10 protein-coding genes and 1 tRNA gene are annotated in these 16,337 nt (G+C 41.2%); 4 read left to right on the forward strand and 7 right to left on the reverse strand.

Going from position 1 to position 16,337, the window contains the following annotated elements; translation table 11 throughout:
• Positions 1-9: 9 nt before the first annotated feature.
• Positions 10-2,409 carry an outer membrane beta-barrel family protein gene (locus tag HH214_RS07345; RefSeq protein WP_169606705.1) on the reverse strand — a complete coding sequence of 800 codons (2,400 nt, stop codon included), beginning with the start codon at positions 2,407-2,409 and terminating at the stop codon, positions 10-12.
• A gap of 205 nt (positions 2,410-2,614) precedes the next feature.
• Between HH214_RS07345 and HH214_RS07350 the strand changes: the two genes are divergently transcribed.
• Together HH214_RS07350 and HH214_RS07355 are read left to right on the forward strand one after the other, a co-directional pair.
• Positions 2,615-3,619, forward strand: coding sequence for a sensor histidine kinase (locus tag HH214_RS07350; RefSeq protein ID WP_169606706.1), 1,005 nt, complete (start codon positions 2,615-2,617; stop codon positions 3,617-3,619).
• Between the two features lie 40 nt (positions 3,620-3,659).
• Complete coding sequence (locus tag HH214_RS07355) at positions 3,660-4,403, forward strand: LytR/AlgR family response regulator transcription factor (RefSeq protein ID WP_169606707.1); 744 nt, start codon at positions 3,660-3,662, stop codon at positions 4,401-4,403.
• A gap of 106 nt (positions 4,404-4,509) precedes the next feature.
• On the opposite strand, the gene HH214_RS07360 is transcribed toward HH214_RS07355, so the two are convergent.
• A complete protein-coding gene (locus HH214_RS07360; RefSeq protein ID WP_169606708.1) occupies positions 4,510-5,289 on the reverse strand; it encodes an SDR family oxidoreductase in 780 nt (259 codons plus the stop codon).
• Positions 5,290-5,410: 121 nt separating this feature from the next.
• Between HH214_RS07360 and recO the strand changes: the two genes are divergently transcribed.
• Positions 5,411-6,136, forward strand: coding sequence for a DNA repair protein RecO (gene recO / locus HH214_RS07365; RefSeq protein ID WP_169606709.1), 726 nt, complete (start codon positions 5,411-5,413; stop codon positions 6,134-6,136).
• A 48-nt stretch (positions 6,137-6,184) separates the two neighbouring features.
• On the opposite strand, the gene HH214_RS07370 is transcribed toward recO, so the two are convergent.
• A complete protein-coding gene (locus tag HH214_RS07370; RefSeq protein WP_169606710.1) occupies positions 6,185-6,454 on the reverse strand; it encodes a hypothetical protein in 270 nt (89 codons plus the stop codon).
• Positions 6,455-6,620: 166 nt separating this feature from the next.
• On the opposite strand from HH214_RS07370, the gene HH214_RS07375 reads away from it, so the two are divergent.
• Positions 6,621-6,695: transfer RNA gene (locus HH214_RS07375), tRNA-Val, on the forward strand.
• 153 nt (positions 6,696-6,848) lie between these two features.
• Here HH214_RS07375 and HH214_RS07380 read toward each other — a convergent pair.
• The 4 genes from HH214_RS07380 to recB all read right to left on the reverse strand — a co-directional run bounded on the left by HH214_RS07380 (position 6,849) and on the right by recB (position 16,334).
• Entirely contained in the window at positions 6,849-8,975 is a 2,127-nt protein-coding gene (locus HH214_RS07380) for a DEAD/DEAH box helicase (protein ID WP_169606711.1), read from the reverse strand.
• A 2-nt stretch (positions 8,976-8,977) separates the two neighbouring features.
• Positions 8,978-10,291 (reverse strand): ATP-binding protein, encoded by a 1,314-nt coding sequence (locus HH214_RS07385; RefSeq protein WP_169606712.1) that lies wholly within the window; start codon positions 10,289-10,291, stop codon positions 8,978-8,980.
• Positions 10,288-12,741, reverse strand: coding sequence for a tellurite resistance TerB C-terminal domain-containing protein (locus HH214_RS07390; RefSeq protein WP_169606713.1), 2,454 nt, complete (start codon positions 12,739-12,741; stop codon positions 10,288-10,290). Before HH214_RS07390 ends, HH214_RS07385 begins: the two co-directional genes overlap by 4 nt.
• 149 nt (positions 12,742-12,890) lie before the next feature.
• Complete coding sequence (recB, locus tag HH214_RS07395) at positions 12,891-16,334, reverse strand: exodeoxyribonuclease V subunit beta (RefSeq protein WP_169606714.1); 3,444 nt, start codon at positions 16,332-16,334, stop codon at positions 12,891-12,893.
• Positions 16,335-16,337 lie beyond the last annotated feature (3 nt).

Genomic DNA, 16,337 nt, shown 5'->3' on the forward strand with positions numbered 1-16,337 from the left:
AGCCCCTATTTACATACGCCCTTGCTCAGCAGTGCTGCCACCTTGACGATTACGCGCTGCTTTCAGTTTAGTGTTACCAAAATTATAAGTTAGGCCTAGAGTGAACCGACGACTTTCCCACTCATTATTCCAGCGGGTATTCACATTATTGTACTGTAGGACACTGCGGTAACGGTTACCGAAAAATATATCGCGTACTTTAAAGCTTAAGGTCATGCGTTTGTCCATTAAAGTTTTGCTTACGCCGGCATCAATCTGCGAGCCTGATAAGGTACGAGATAAGCCTGAAATAGATGGTGAGTAGTATTGTGCAGACAAGGTTACTTTGAAGTTTTGAGGCAAAAAGAAGTTTTGATCCACATTGCCAGACCAAGAAAACCTGCGGCTTACGTATGGCACACCTTGTACCTGTGTATTTACCCGGTTATATGCAGCATCCACTTCGGGATTTACATTCCACCATTTAACAATGTTGAAGCTGCCAGCTGATGTAGCGCTTAGCGTTTGGGTTGAACCTAAGTTTTGATAAGTTGTAATACTTTCCTTAGTTTGGTCATTCTGATTGATAACATTGCTTACATCATCGTGTACTTTCAAATAACTTAAGCTTAATACCTGAAAGCTTTTGTAAGTGTAATTAAATACATAAGATTCAGAAATAGATGGCTGCAAGTAAGGATTGCCCTGTATAGCCGTATATGCATCGGTATAGCGGATGGCTGAGTTTAATGAATTGTAATTAGGCCTGCTGATACGGCGACTAAATGAGGCATTAAGCTGATTGTTGGCATTTATTTTATAAGTAACAAAAGCACTAGGAAATAGCTGCCAATAGTTACGTTTTACAATTTCATTTCGGGTGAGTGAGTTGGCGGTAGATATAGTTTGCTCGGCACGCAAACTGGCTTTTATATCCCATTGTTTGCCAAAAGGTTTGCTGAAGGTTACATAAGCGGCATTAATGTTTTCATCATATTTAAAATCATTGCTGCGTTTAGGGTCAGTTACATACCCTACAGTTTTCAATGAATCAAACACCACATTGCTGTGGGTACCTACCCAACTACTTTTTAAGCCTGCTTCAAACTGCCATTGGTTAGCTAAAGGCAGCACGTAGTCAGCTTTAATGGCTTTGATGTTATAGTTTACCGGCGAACTATTTCTGAGCTGTACCGGAGCACCCGCTAATATACCGGCACCATTGTAATACGAGTTGGTATAATATTGGCCTGCTGTAGAATTGCTGTACACATAATCAGCATCCATATTTAGTTTCTGACCAATAGTATCAATAGCAAAGCTGTAATTCAAGTTTAAGTTATAAGTGCCCACATTTGATGTTTGCGGGCTAACACCTGTTACACTGCCAATTTGCTGACCTGCACTATTGTAGCTTTCTGATTGGCTGGTTACATCTGCATGAGTAGGATTATTATATCCTTTCAGCATTACACCAAAGGTACTGCGTTTGCTGGCGTAAAAATCAGTCCCGATAGTATAGCTGGTTGAGGTTGTTTTAGGATGCCAATAATTGTATTGGTTATAAACTTCGCTTCCAATCTGACGGCTCAAGGTCATCTTATTATAAGAATCATAATAACCTGTATTTACCCGTGCATAAGTACTGAACTTGCCTGTGTTATAATTAAGATTAATACCGCCATAAACTTTGCCATACTTGCCATAACTGGCATTTATATTAGCCGTACCACTGTAGCCTTGCAAAGTATTATGCTTTAAAATAATGTTTATCATGCCGGCAGTACCTTCTGCATCATAGTTGCCTGGTGGGTTAGGGATTAGTTCTACTTTGCTGATCGTATTACCAGGCATCGACTTCAAATAATTACTCAGCTCAGTACTGCTCATGTACGTACGGCGGCCATCAATCATGACCACCACACCGGCATTGTTGCGGTACAAAATATTGTCATCTTTATCCAGCCGAATACCGGGTGCTTTTTTCAACACATCCAGCGCGTTATCGCCAGTAGTGTTTAGCTTTTCTACATTCACCACCAACCGGTCACTTTTTTGCTGTAGCTGCGGAACGGTAGAAGTGACTGTTACCTCTTTTAAGTTGCGTCCTTTATCTGCTAGAGTTAAAGTAGGAACTATAAATGCCTCACCTTTGTATTGGAAAGCTGCAGTATAAGCACTGCCAAAACTTACCATACTGGCTTTAACAATATATTTTCCATCCTTGATATTACTGAAAGTATATTTACCTTCTGCATCGGCCATTTTGGCGGCAGTTGTAACAGAATCAGGCAAATGAAGCAATGTTACTGTAGCCCCAGTTAATGGCTGCTGGCTGGCATCAATTACCTTACCGCTGATGATACGAGTTTGGGCGATTGTGGCACTGCAAATAAACAATAGTAATAAGTGGCTGATTAAAGATTTCATGACGTGTTTTTGTTGATGATTCAAAGGTGCAGCAGCACGAACACGACTGAAATATTATAATACCAACGCCTCATAATATTATCCGAAGCCTAAAAGCTGGGGTTAAACCTGGTATTTGTCTGGATATTCAGTGTTCACATCAAAAAACAAGGGATTGAGATAAATTTTTAAAGCCGATAGTGGTTTTACTTTACTTTTATCCATCATGAGAAAGAAAGAAATCTACTATCATATTATCGGCTGGATTGTGTACTTAGCTTACATTGGTATTGGCTATATTATTGAACCCACCTCGTTTGTACACGAGTTATTCACTTTCAGCTTTCAGATTGTTAAGATATTGCAATTCTATTTACTATATTTATGGATATATCCTAAATACCTGGCCGGTAGAAAGCTGCCGCAGCTTGTTGCTGGCTTATTACTCAGCATTGCCTTTTTTACCGCTGTTCGGTATTTGCTGGAAGAAGTAATTATCTTCCACGTTTTTCATCTCCATAATTACTTCAATACCACACCCATCGGTTACATTGTTGATAATTTATATTTTGGTACATCAGCTTTGGTGTTAAGCTTAGCGGTTTACAGCAGCTTTCATGCCTTGCGTAAAGAACAAGAAAACAAATCGTTGCGTGAAGAAAAGATACAGGCTGAACTGGCCTTTTTGAAAACACAGATCAACCCGCATTTTTTATACAATACGCTTAATTACATTTATTCGCTGGCTTATCCGGTTTCAGAAAAGCTGGCTGATGCTGTTATTAAACTATCGAACTTAATGCGCTACATGCTTACCGAGAGCGCGGATGGCACAGTTGACTTGCAAAAAGAGGTTAACTATATTGAAAACTATATCAGCGTTTTTCAGATGCGTTTTGAAGATGCCTTTTTTGTAGATTTTGTGGTAGAAGGCGACATTGCAGGCAAGCGCATTGCCTCATTAATTCTGGTGCCATTTGTGGAAAATGCGTTTAAGCATGGTGTGGTTAATGATCCTAACAGACCTATCCGCATACGCCTAAAACTAATCAGTAATCGCTTAATGTTTACCGTAAGTAACCAAATTAACCGCAATCAAAAAGATCACTCTACAGGTATTGGCCTGCCGAATATTCGCCGCCGTATGGAATTGATTTACCCCGGCAAACATGAATTGCTTATTGCCGAAAACGGACAGACCTACAAGGCTACATTGAATATTGAACTTTGAATTACAACATTGACCAGAACAAAACTTTTATATTTAAACCATGATACGTTGCCTTGCAGTTGATGATGAAGCCTATGCAGTTAAAATCATTGCTGATTACATCAACAAAATACCTTTTCTGGAACTGACGGGTACTACCACCAGCGCTATTGATGCTTTAACCCGTGTACAACAAGGTGAAATTGACTTGGTATTTTTAGATATACAAATGCCTGACCTGACTGGCTTGCAATTTCTAAAACTCTGCGGCAACAAGTGTAAAGTTATCCTAACCACAGCTTATCCTGAATATGCATTAGAAGGCTATGAACATGATGTAATTGACTATTTATTAAAGCCTATTGCCTTTGATCGCTTTTTAAAAGCTGCACAAAAGGCGCTCAACTATTTAGCTCCAACGTTGGCTGCACCCCCACTTCCGCCTGCACCAACGCCTTCGCTCGGCATTGAAACACCTGCACCCTCAGATTATGTTTTTTTAAAAGGAGAAAGCAAAAACAAGTTTTTGAAAGTGGACTACAGTGATATTTTATACATTGAAGGTTTGAAAAACTATGTTTCGGTATTTACACCGCAGCAACGCATAGTTACCTACCAAACCCTGCGAGATTTAGAAACGCAATTACCCCAACCTCCTTTTTACCGCATACATAAATCATATATCATTTCGGTAGATAAACTACGCATGGTAGATGGCAACATGGTTTATATACAAGATCAGGCTATTCCTATAGGAGAAACCTACCGGGATGGTTTCTTTAAAATCATTAGGGAAGAGGGGTAAAATATTAGCTCTATGTAAAAAGCCTTAATGTGCTTGTTTGATACAATTACATCAAAGCTTTTTCTTGTAATAGCTATTTGGGAGAAACTATCCTGAATTAAACAGCTTAATAAATGCTCCGGCTGGCCCCGCCATCTACCTGTATCGTAGTACCTGTAATATACGAAGCTTGTTCAGATGCCAGGAACGCTACTAATGCTGCCAGTTCATGAGGTTGCCCTATACGTTTTAATGGTATTTTTTCAGCACGTTCTTTCAACGCTTCATCAGGATCCTGCCCCGGTGGCAACGTATGTTTTACCCGGTCGGTTAAAATAGTACCTGGTCCTACGTTATTCACGGTAATATTATAAGCGCCAAATTCATCAGCCATTAATTTTGACATGCCTACTACGCCTAACCGCATACTGGTTGAGAGCACGGAGTTTGCCAGTACCGATTTGGTAGATCCGCTCACAATATTGATAATACGACCGCTACCTATTTTTTTCATATGCGGCAAAGCCAAACGGCTCAAACGGGCAACGCTCATTAAGTTCAGATCAAAAGCTTTTTGCCATTGCTCGTCATCAAACTTTTCAAACTGATCAAATGGCGGTCCACCGGCATTATTAACCAGAATATCTATTCGGCCAAATTGCTCTGCTGTTTTCCGAATCAGATTTTCAGCATCACTAGCTTTAGATACATCTGTCGGTATAGCGATTACTTGTGCTTCTGGTGCAGCTTGTCGAATTTCTTCGGCTGCCTTATTCAAATCATCTTCTGTGCGCGATGCTATAATCACAATAGCCCTTTCGGTAGCCAGCGTGGTTGCAACAGCTTTGCCTAAACCTTTGCTGGCAGCTAATACTATAGCTACTTTATTAGTTAATTTTAAATCCATAAGTTACAAATAACAATCGATTATAAAACCTTGTTTACATTAATGATGTATGATGTAAAGTAAATTATTTTGCATGATTTTTTAACAACCTTAATTTCTACAACTAAACAACTATTGTACTATGTTGCACAAAACACGAGGCATTGTTTTTAAAGTAACCGATTATGGTGAAACCAGCGTTGTTGTGCAGATTTTCACTGAAAAGTTCGGCTTGCAATCATACATTATTAACGGAGTAAAACGTCCTAAGGCTAAAATAAGCCGTAGTATGTTGCAGCCGTTAGCTTTATTAGATTTAATAGTTTACTACAAGAATACTGGTGCCGTACAGCGCATAAGTGAATTAAAAAATGCACCATTATTACAACACCTTCCATACGATATAGTAAAAAGCAGCATTGCTCTTTTTTTGAATGAAATTTTATACAAAGCCATCAAGCAACAAACAGCCGACGAGCAGTTATTTGAATATATTTTTAGAGGAATTGAATTATTAGATAACTTGACAGTAGGCTTAGCTAACTTTCACCTGTTGTTTTTATTGGGGCTTACCCGTTATTTAGGTTTTTACCCGGATGCTAGCCAAAGTGCTGATGCCGATTATTTTGACATGAGAAATGGTGTGTTTGTACGCTATAAACCCGAAAGCAGCTTGTATTTATCGCCGCCACACACGCAAAACTTTCATCAACTACTAACTTATGGCTTTGAACAGCTAGGAGACATCAAACTCAGCCATGATGAACGCAAATATTTAATTACCCGACTATTAGAGTACTTTGCCCTGCATGTTGAAGGATTTGGCAACATCCGTTCGCAGGAGGTGTTAGAAGAAGTACTTGGATAATAATTATAAAGAGAGCCGCAGGTAATGTAACTTGCGGCTCTCTTATAATTAGATACCTGATCCTTTACCAGTATCAGAAACTTTATCGGTAAGTACCCGACGACGTATATAATCAATGTTTGATGGCGGTAATTCCGGACCCGAAATTTGCTTTAATGAGTCATCAGACTGAATTTCAAAATCAGCGTTGATATTGTTATCAATGTGCAGATGTAAAATGTTGCCTTCTCTTTCTACCCAGCAAGACAACTCGCGTTCTGAATAGTTAATAGTAAACTCCTGTTTACTATTAACCGAATTATTTGTGTTTTCAGTCATGTTATTGCGTTTAGATGAATAACAAAACAATAGAGGTAGATGTTTTATAGAAGCTTTCTCTATCGCAAAAACTTTATTATTCAGAAAATCAGAGGCTTGAAACTTTTTTGAAAAAATATTTTGAATAAGTGAAAAACGTATTTATCTTTGCAACACCAAAAACAAAGGGAGCATAGCTCAGCTGGTTCAGAGCATCTGCCTTACAAGCAGAGGGTCACAGGTTCGAATCCTGTTGCTCCCACATTATAAATCAAGCACTTACATTTTTTTGTAAGTGCTTTTTTATTTTCAGTTTACCTGGTGGTTTACACAATATGGAATCAAGAAGAATTAGTATATGTAATATAACAATTGTTTATCTTGCGTGAAATCAACATATCCATCCTGTTTACGTCTACTTTTGCAACGTCACCAGGCGCTGATTTTTTAAAAATTGAAGTGCATTGGTAAAATCATAATACTTTAATTTAAGCAATGTACATCGTAATGGAAAAGGGAGATATATACCCCATTTAGAAAAATCGATCAAGTCCGGTTGTTGTCCCAGGCATGTAGCTAAATGTGCGTCGATATTAGAAACTTCAGTAATTGCTTTGCTAATCAACCGCTCTAATTCAGCTAAACCTCCCCGGATAACAAATGAACTACTGGAATCATCGTAATCTATCTCGGTACCTACCAAGCGAAAAAGAAAATGGAGTGTTCGATTTATTTTCGACCCTTGGAAACTATACCAAGTGACTGAGCCATCTTTAATGAGCACTGGCCTGTCGTATTGCAAGTCCTCAATTTGGTAATGGCTGAAATCATCGCGTAATTGACGAAGTGCTTCCATGGCTGCTTCATCAAGTTCCGTTACAGTCTGTTCCTGTAGTAATAATTCTAACATCTTTTCCCGTACACGTGAATGAAGATCACCTCCGGACCCAAAGAATTTTGGTTTGCGGCCGTCTTTTGTAGGTTGAACACTGATTTTTTTTGCTTTTTGATCAATATCAAGAACCTTCCATATTTTCGCAGCCAAAAGAATATTCTCGTCAACAGCAATGATCGATAGTAGGGGAATTTCGCCAATGGTCTTGTCCTGATGCACTACTCTATAATTAGGCTCTGACTTGAACACGGAATAAAAGTCCTTAGAGTTAACTACTCTTTCGCCTTCTACACCAATAATAAGCTCTTGGCCCAATCGCTCGAGCATATCCGTATCAATAAGAAACTGCATAATCTGTAACCGCGTTTGTTCATCGATATCGTCAAATACTTCTATGGCTTTTAGCCTTTGCATCAGAGCAGGCAGTGTGCAGCCTGCTAATTGCTTAATAGTGGATAGGAGTTGATGCAGTAAAATATCATAGGCAAAGCGGCTATCAACGGCCGGCTCGATAAATTCTTCACGATAAAGCTGTAAACAAGCCAGCGACTGCAGTAAGCTCCAAGGCCCTGTTGCGTAGCAAAGTAGATTGCTTTGCACACCTTCAGTGCGGCCGCTACGACCTGTACGCTGCACCAGTGATGCAATGGAGTGAGGCGCGTCAATCTGCAACACCCTATCGACTGATCCAATGTCAATACCCAATTCCAGGGTAGAAGTACAGGCGATCAGGAACGGATAACGGCGGTTCTCTTTAACAAAGTGCTCAATGTATTCCCGGAGTTCACGGTTTACCGAGCTATGATGTGAAAAATAATAAGGATGCCCATTTTGCCTGTCGGCAACCTTTTTCAAGCGAACCGCCAGTTCCTCGGCCCGTCCTCTGCTGTTCGGAAAGGCCAGCACTTGTTGCTGACGCGTTTCCATATAAACATCATCAATCAATTCCTGCGGCAGGTCGGCACCATCCATTTCAAAGAATTTAAAAGTGGCCGACATTTCCTTAGCCCTTATATCCCGAAGTACCGTTGTATTTTCCATGTCTGCAGTTAATTGTTTTACCTGCTGGAAATCACCAATAGTTGCCGAAAGGCCTACCACGCGGAACGGACGCTTCATGTCAAACTTTAACCTCGACAGAATAGCACGTAACTGCAAACCGCGGTCCGTGCCTGCAAATGCATGGATTTCATCAATAATGACGAACTCTAGATTACCAAATAAGTGCGCGATGTGCTGAGGAGCATTGACGAACATCGCCTCCAACGATTCTGGAGTAATGAGCACTACACCGGAAGGACTTTTAATTAACTTTTCCTTTAGCGTGCGGTTGGCTTCGCCATGCCACTTGGTAACCGGGACATCCAGATAAGCACATAGCTCTTCAACCCGCTTGAACTGATCATTAATGAGTGCAATCAATGGCGAAATATAAAGCACCCGCACGCCGGTTTCCCTAAAATTCACTTTACTCAAGACAGGTAAAAAGGCAGCCTCTGTTTTACCTGATGCTGTTCGGGAAGCCAGGATGTAGTTTTTCTCTGTAGATAGAATATACTTGATGGCCGCTTCCTGAATCGGGCGCAGGGCCTCCCAGCGTTTGTCACGGATATACCTCCGAATGGGCTCAGATAATAGTTCGTACACGGTTACAACTCCTCAATGTCCGCCATAAAGGCATCCTGCGGGCGTTCATCGCGAACCTGCAATTCGCCGAACAGATGCTGCTTGTCCAAGCCGGGGTTCTGACGAAGAATGCTAAGAATATTTAGAAAGTCGCGTATGACTTCGCGAGGGGTTAAGAATTCCGCCGCCCCGGGCTTGTTGAATAACTCCTCCATGAACTGTTGAATGTCCCCATCGCTAATCTCCAGCGTTACATTGTAGTTGAAGTCAAAGATCTCTTTGAGCTTTTTTAGCAACACAAAGATTTCATTGTTATCCAACGGCAGTAAACGGATTACAGGTTGGGCAAAATCACGAATCGCGGCGGTCTCAAATTTATTCGTCTCCAGCCTTGATTTAAGCGCATGATAACTGAATAAGCCTCTCCGCTCATTCTCGAGCACCTCCCGCGTACCTGCAAAATTAATAAAGAGGTGATTGACTTTACCTTGAAAGCAATCATTATAAATACTCAGGATTTTCTCATAATTCTTTTCCCGCATCACGGCAGTGCTGATCTTATACAGGTTGATGGCCTCATCAAGATTAATCATAAAGCCACTATAGCCCATGTGCACAAATAACTTGCACCAGTTTTTGAGCATGTCATAGTAGTTCAGGTCATGAATGATGTCGCGTACGCCGAGCTCTTGCCGTGCCTCTGTTTTGGTATGGTATTCGCCTTTGAGCCATTTGAGTGCATTTCTTTTTAAGCCCTCATCGCCTGAAATGTAACCTTCATAGTATTTGAGCACAACTAATCCGAAATCAAAGCCGCCGACTTCAGTAATATCGTTGATGGTTTGCATTAAGCTTTGCTGTACGAGTGGCAAATGCTGTGGCTGACGGATATTAGTCAGGGGTATTTGATGGTTTTGGCCCGTTTGCAGTAACACTTGTTCAATCCACTTTTCCAGCAGCACAGGCAAAGCACCTCCCTCTGGCTTCGTCTGAATAGCAACGTTATCCATGATAGCGGCATAAAGTGCTAAACCCTTACCATCGTTGGCATATAGGCGGTTGTCCGGTGTAAAGTCCGCGTTGGCTACCACAAATTTCTGTTTCAGCGCTACGGTATTCAGCAGGTGAAGCATAAAGGACTTTCCGGAGCCGAAATCTCCAATCCAGAATTTGACCATACTGTGTCCCTGCTTAACGTCTTCCAGCGCCTGGATAAAGGCGTCTACCTCGGGAGAGCGGCCAACAGTAATATGTTGCACGCCAATCTTGGGAACAACACCGCCTAATAGGGAGTTAATAATAGCCGTAGCTTCTTTGGGTTTTAGTCCGGGTATCATGAAACTAAGAGTTGTTGATAGTAATAAGGATTAATAGTATACTGTTGGTCTTGTTCCTCGATTAGAGAGTCGTCCAGCAATTCATAACAATGTTCATTGATGTCGTTGACTAAGGGTGACCGCATCAGTCCAACGTCCTGGCAATAGGTATCGATAGAAGCGGCTTCTAAGGTAAAATCATGCGCTTTAAACAACTCGATCAGCCCGGATTGTCCTGCTGTTAAGGCAAGAACATAGTTTACCGAACTGTTCATCAGCTCAGTCGCGTGTGTAGAGACAGCAGGTACAGATAGGGTTTCCTCATCCTGCAAATATTCATTTAACAGTTCTACTGTCCCTGTGTACTGCTGTTCTGCCAGATTGATAAGCGAGGTATTTAATGTGATTTTCTTACGGACTGGTGCATAGAAATCAGCCGTCTGCGCGAGTAGATCTGCCAGCTTTTCACCTGTTTTAACTTTGGTAATCAATTGCGCAAAACGTTGAACTTCCATTTCCGTTTTGAACAAAACCTTCTGTAAGTTCTTCGGCATGGGTTTGGGATCCGTATTTTTGATACCGAAACAGTAATGACTGTAACGCAGGTAATATTGTAAGGAGCTGGGTTTGTCGTGCTGAGCTAAAAACTTGACAACATCCTGAAAGATGATGTCAAGTGATGAATTCTGAACATTTAACCGTAGCTGACGATCAATTTCCCCTTTGAACTTCTCCAAGCCAATTTGAGTATAATGTTCAGCAGTTAACGATAAACGATTTTTCCAGCGGGTTGGTGTTATTGCGTTAAGTGCAACTTCCACAGCTTCATTGGGCTCAGCGGTGCCTTGCAACAATTCGGGCATACGGGCGGCAATAGGTGCGATGATCTTTTCACCGATAGCTGCAATAACTTCGGAATGATCGAGATAACCATTAACATTCATTTTACGATTATGCCCCAGATGAGTCCTTAACTCGCTTTCACAATAACGTAAAATGTACTCGTTAAGCGTTGATTCGCTATGCTCGATAATGTATTTATAATTAGGGCTGCCTAAACGGTAGTGATTTTGTTTGCGAGCAATAAGATCACCGATAGATTGAAAAGTGTTGTGCTTGGATATTTGCTGCTCCTTAAATGATTCTGTTAGCACCTTCATGGCTGCCACATAAAGCCTGATTAATTCTTTGGCACAAAACTCTATATTCACGAATGCATTACCAGATATCCAGATACTGTTAAGGAGTTGAGCATCAACCTTGCTTAAATTCAGTTCCCGGATATATCTTTCCCGCCAATGCCAAGGATTTGCTTGTGCATTCTCAATTCTCGTAGCATCATCATAATTTCCAGCCGCACGCATCAATTGTATTAGATTGCTTTTGGCATAAGGACGTGTTCTTGGACAGCTAATTTCCAGATCATGTAACCGTCGCTCCAGCAACTGAAGATTTTGGTGCCGCCTATAATCATCCAATAATTCAAAGAATAAGATGAATCCATAGTTCGTATTCCCTTGCAGATCCAAATGACGGCCATTATAGAACTCTGCTTTGTACTTTTCGTAGAATGCTTTCTGTACAGGGGTTGCCTGACGCAGTTCATCGGCTGAATAAACATAGTGGTGTGACCATACAGGTACAACTGTAGTTTCAGTATAAACAATTGGCTTTACTGTTGTATCAATGTCAATGATGTCTGGTTCAGGTGCCTTTGCTAATGGAAGCATTCCGTTTTTGGTGATAGGAGTCTGCACATCTATAGGTCCCTGCTCAATTTGATCAGGAGACATTGCAGTATCAATCAGTTCGCTCACCTTCGCAGTGGCTGTTACCGGATCAAAAGGGACAGAATCGGCCCTGTAGTTTTCTGCATTCTTTATTAAAGGCATGTTAGAAATGCTGGATGCTTCAATTTTGGATTCTGGCTCTATGCTTACTGTTAGGCGTTCAATAGATATAGATTCTGTAGAATCAATCATGGGTAGAGTTACCACTTCCAAAACATGTTTATGATAATAACGTTTGGGAAGTTCACGAATGAGGTTTAGCACTTCGCTTTCCGTAAAATGGCGACCCTGCGCTAGTCCAAGAATACCTTCATGTAACAAACTATAGTCATCGCTGCCGTTGGTTGGCGACCTGAATGCTTTTATTAAAGCTGAGAATTCTTCATGCTGCAGCCGTTCATAACTAAGTGCTACCAAATTATAAATGTAACGATTGCTTAAGGATAATTGAGCTGACTGGCTTATTAGATATTGTTGCCAAGTTCTACCGAAATGCTTTGTTACAAGTGATAAGGTAACAGGATCTGCCTGCGTTTTTGGCTGATGTTGCGATGGAGTAGCTGGTGTTGTTGAATTACTTGGACGTACCTGAATATTCGTTTTTTTTAATGCTTCATCTTTTTGGGAGTGCAAGTAGCCAATCAGCAGTACGAAGAATAAAATAATACAGAATGCAATCATGGAGAGGTTTAATTACCACTAAAATAACAAAAATCTAAACGTAAGCTATTTTCTGCTAACCATTGTAAAAACTAATATTACGGACCTATGAAAAAGATACAATTGAGTTTTTATATCAATTTAATCTGAGAATGAATTTATTAACTGATTCACTGCATCTCAGCTTCGAGGTTTACTGATTTATCTGTTTGCTTGTTGAATATTGCATTTAGTAAGGTGACAGTTTTCTCATTTGGCCTTGTTGTAAAGAATCCATGAGTTATATCTTTTCGAACTCCCCGGATGAATGCATAGATAATACCACCGAAATGTAAGTCATACTTGTAATCAGGCAGGCGGCTGGACAGATATTTATCAGCCGCTAAGGTGTAAATCAAATATTGCAGATGATAATTGCGTTCATTCATCGCTTCAGCCAACCGGTTTGCTGAATAATCCTCTAGAGTATCTCCCAAATAATTTGATTTCCAATCCAGTATAAAATACATTCCTTCAAATTCAAAGAACATATCCATCTTTCCATTAACAAGCCCCCCCGAGGCATTCAGTAATTCAACGTAGATCCGACGATCCGGCGCAGACAGTTGTTGCAGGCGTTGTGTATCTACAGCTGAAAAGGGAAAATCGAACTCAAACTCATGTATTTTGCTTTCCTGAGCAACCTCAGCAAGGGAGAAATTCTTATTTGCTAGCTGAATCCTACCGTTTAACACCTGTTCGATCATTTTATTCAGCATTTCACCCAGCAACTCCTGCTGTTGTGGCGCGAAGCGACTAACGGTCTGCTCAACGGCATGCTCCCAGGACTTTGGCCGTTGAAAGTGAATAATTTCAAATAAATAGTGAATGAGATCACCCGTTTTTGCACCGCGGGCTAGTTCTCTGAACATAAAATCGTTATAAATATCTTGCTGTGGAATCGCCCTAGCTAGTCCGTTGGTTGCATGCTTACTATTTAGCCGGGAGTAACTTAAACGCATCCAGTTAGGATTGCGAAGTTTGAAATTAATTTGTCTTGAAATAGATGCGGGTACTAGTGTACGACTCCGCCAGTGAAATGTAGTTTCAGGAAGAGGCGGCGCCTCATCGAATGAGATATAAGAATTACCGGCATTTTCACATTCCCCTACAAACGGTACCAGCGAAGATTGAGTAGCATAAGGATACTGCCCCGAATTTCCCATGTTCTTAAAAATGAAGCATGCGTATACCGCCCTGGTAATAGCAACGTATAGTAACCTCCGGTTCTCTTGTTCCGTCTGCCTCAGCAATTCTGCTTTTTGATTACTATTCATCTGTGAGGCCAAAACTGCGATGTACTCTCCAGATTGGGCATCCCTGAATGTGCAGAAACCATCTGGAACGTTAGCTAGGAAGTCTAAGAAAGGCGCAATAACAACTTTGTACTCCAACCCCTTGCTTTTATGAATGGTCACAATCTTCACCGCTTCCTCATCACTTTCAATCCGCTGTTCAAACTCATCACCCTCCACCGCCATTCCATCTATTCCGCGTCGTAGCCAACCTGTTAATTCCAGTGGAGACAACTGTTTGTGCGTTTGCATCTTATGCAGTATTTCCATCAGCTGTAATAAGTTGGACATAATGCGCTCGCCATTCTCCGCACTACCTTTAATCAACTGATCGTAAACACCAAAATCCACCAAGAATTCAGACAGTGCAGTGTAAATACCATCATTCTCCCAAGCTGCTTTATAACTTTTGAAACGGGTCGCTGCGATCTCCTCATTCAGCTTTAGAATAGCAGACTCATCCCAGCCTGTAAGGATTCCCAAAAGCGCACGATTAATAGCTGACCTGGAAAGATTCAGCATCGCTTCCAGCAGATATAAAACAGTAACGGCCTCCTCAGAGGCTAGGATTTTGGCATCCCCCAAAGTAACAGCAGGTATTTCAAACCGGCTTAAAGCTGCTTTTATTTTTTGACCATCCTTATTCGATCGTACCAGAATACCAATATCAGCTGGCGTGAGGCGTCTTTGTTCGTTACCTTGTTTGATCGAGTAGTGGTCACCTGACAGCAGTTGTACCATCAGCGCTGCGGTAGCATCTGTGATCCGGTCTTTTTTTGGCTCCCTGAACAACGTTAAAGGTACGGCTTCACGATCACCCTGCATCAGCACTCCTTTAGTATTTTGTTCAGGCGCTTCTACATTAATGTAACCTATGGAATCGCTAAGACCGGAAAAATAGAAGGTGTCAAAATCCGGACGTGGCAGAAAGAAGGCATTCATTGCGTTGATAAAGGGTGCACTGGAACGGTAATTCACATTCATGCTATATCGATGATTCACGTCCTGCTTTGCCTTGAAGTAAGTAAAAATATCAGCTTTGCGAAAAGCGTAAATAGACTGCTTGGGATCACCTATGTAGAAAAGAATGGTATTTGTACCAAACGCCCGCTCAAAGATTTCATATTGCAGACGGTCTGTATCTTGAAACTCATCAATAAATACGGCCTTGTACCGCTGTTGGAATCCATTAATTAAACTAGGATTATCCTTTTTTACAAGCGCCTTATGCAGATTTACAATCATATCGTCAAACGACATTTGCTGCGCCTTCTGCTTTTGAGCAATAATAAGCTTACTGACCTCCTGAATAGCCAAGCAAAGGATCTTATCAATTACATGGCGCACGTATTTGTTTCTTTCTTCTTTAGCACGTTCGCAATCCTCGCATTGTTCAATAACATCTTGAAATAGTTTCTGGGCATAACCCTTATCCCGTTTTTTGTAAATTTCCTCGGCCAGCTTAACGGGATCATTGATTAAGTGCCATTCGGCTTTTCGGGCATAGGTATTGCCGACAGCGGCTTGCTGCAACCTGGCTAAATGCTCCCTCACATAGTTTTCCAATTGGCTTCTCAGTTCTTTTTCTGCATGAATCAGCTGGTTCACATCCTTCCACAGATTTTGGTAATCCTCATTGCAAAGAGTATAGTTCTCCTTTTCTGAATATAACAAGTACCGCTTTCCATTTAAGAACTGTTTGATAACATCTATCACCGCATGACGGGTAAAGTCAGCTCCGCACAATTGCTCTAATAGATCCACCGGAATGATAGTCACATATTTACGCCAAAAGCTATTGACAGCATCCTCGATCAGTGCGCTGCTGTCCTGAATGGTTTCCATTCCAAATAATTGTCCGGTTTCAAAAGCAAAATTGGTAAGTGATTGCTGACAAAAACTGTGGATAGTCATCACGGAGGTTTCATCAAGATATAGTAGCGCCTCTTTCAAGCTCTGGTTAACCTGATCCGGACTGGTTTGCTTTGCGGCCCGTTCGACGAGAAAGGAAATTGTCTCATCCTTACTAGACTGGCCTTGGGAGGTTTGATAAGCCTGCCGGATAAAAAGGCGTATACGATCTTCCAATTCCGCAACTGCAGCTTTAGTGAAGGTCACCATTAGAATTTCTTTGAGCGGTAATTTAGTCTCCAGTATCAGCCGAAGCACCAAGACAGCAATAGAATAGGTTTTTCCTGTACCTGCACTTGCTTCAATCAGGTTAGTGCCTGCTAACGGAACTTCGGTAGCTCGGAAATCAGTAAAATTTTGCATTGACATGGG

Source organism: Mucilaginibacter robiniae (assembly GCF_012849215.1).
Lineage (GTDB): Bacteria > Bacteroidota > Bacteroidia > Sphingobacteriales > Sphingobacteriaceae > Mucilaginibacter > Mucilaginibacter robiniae.

What these genes read in the sequence shown, in the direction of transcription:
- HH214_RS07345 (WP_169606705.1), bottom strand. Translation starts at nt 2,409, where the DNA reads ATGAAATCTTTAATCAGCCACTTATTACTATTGTTTATTTGCAGTGCC.
- HH214_RS07360 (WP_169606708.1), bottom strand. Translation starts at nt 5,289, where the DNA reads ATGGATTTAAAATTAACTAATAAAGTAGCTATAGTATTAGCTGCCAGC.
- HH214_RS07385 (WP_169606712.1), bottom strand. Translation starts at nt 10,291, where the DNA reads ATGATACCCGGACTAAAACCCAAAGAAGCTACGGCTATTATTAACTCC.
- recO (WP_169606709.1), top strand. Translation starts at nt 5,411, where the DNA reads ATGTTGCACAAAACACGAGGCATTGTTTTTAAAGTAACCGATTATGGT.
- HH214_RS07355 (WP_169606707.1), top strand. Translation starts at nt 3,660, where the DNA reads ATGATACGTTGCCTTGCAGTTGATGATGAAGCCTATGCAGTTAAAATC.
- recB (WP_169606714.1), bottom strand. Translation starts at nt 16,334, where the DNA reads ATGTCAATGCAAAATTTTACTGATTTCCGAGCTACCGAAGTTCCGTTA.
- HH214_RS07350 (WP_169606706.1), top strand. Translation starts at nt 2,615, where the DNA reads ATGAGAAAGAAAGAAATCTACTATCATATTATCGGCTGGATTGTGTAC.
- HH214_RS07390 (WP_169606713.1), bottom strand. Translation starts at nt 12,741, where the DNA reads ATGATTGCATTCTGTATTATTTTATTCTTCGTACTGCTGATTGGCTAC.
- HH214_RS07370 (WP_169606710.1), bottom strand. Translation starts at nt 6,454, where the DNA reads ATGACTGAAAACACAAATAATTCGGTTAATAGTAAACAGGAGTTTACT.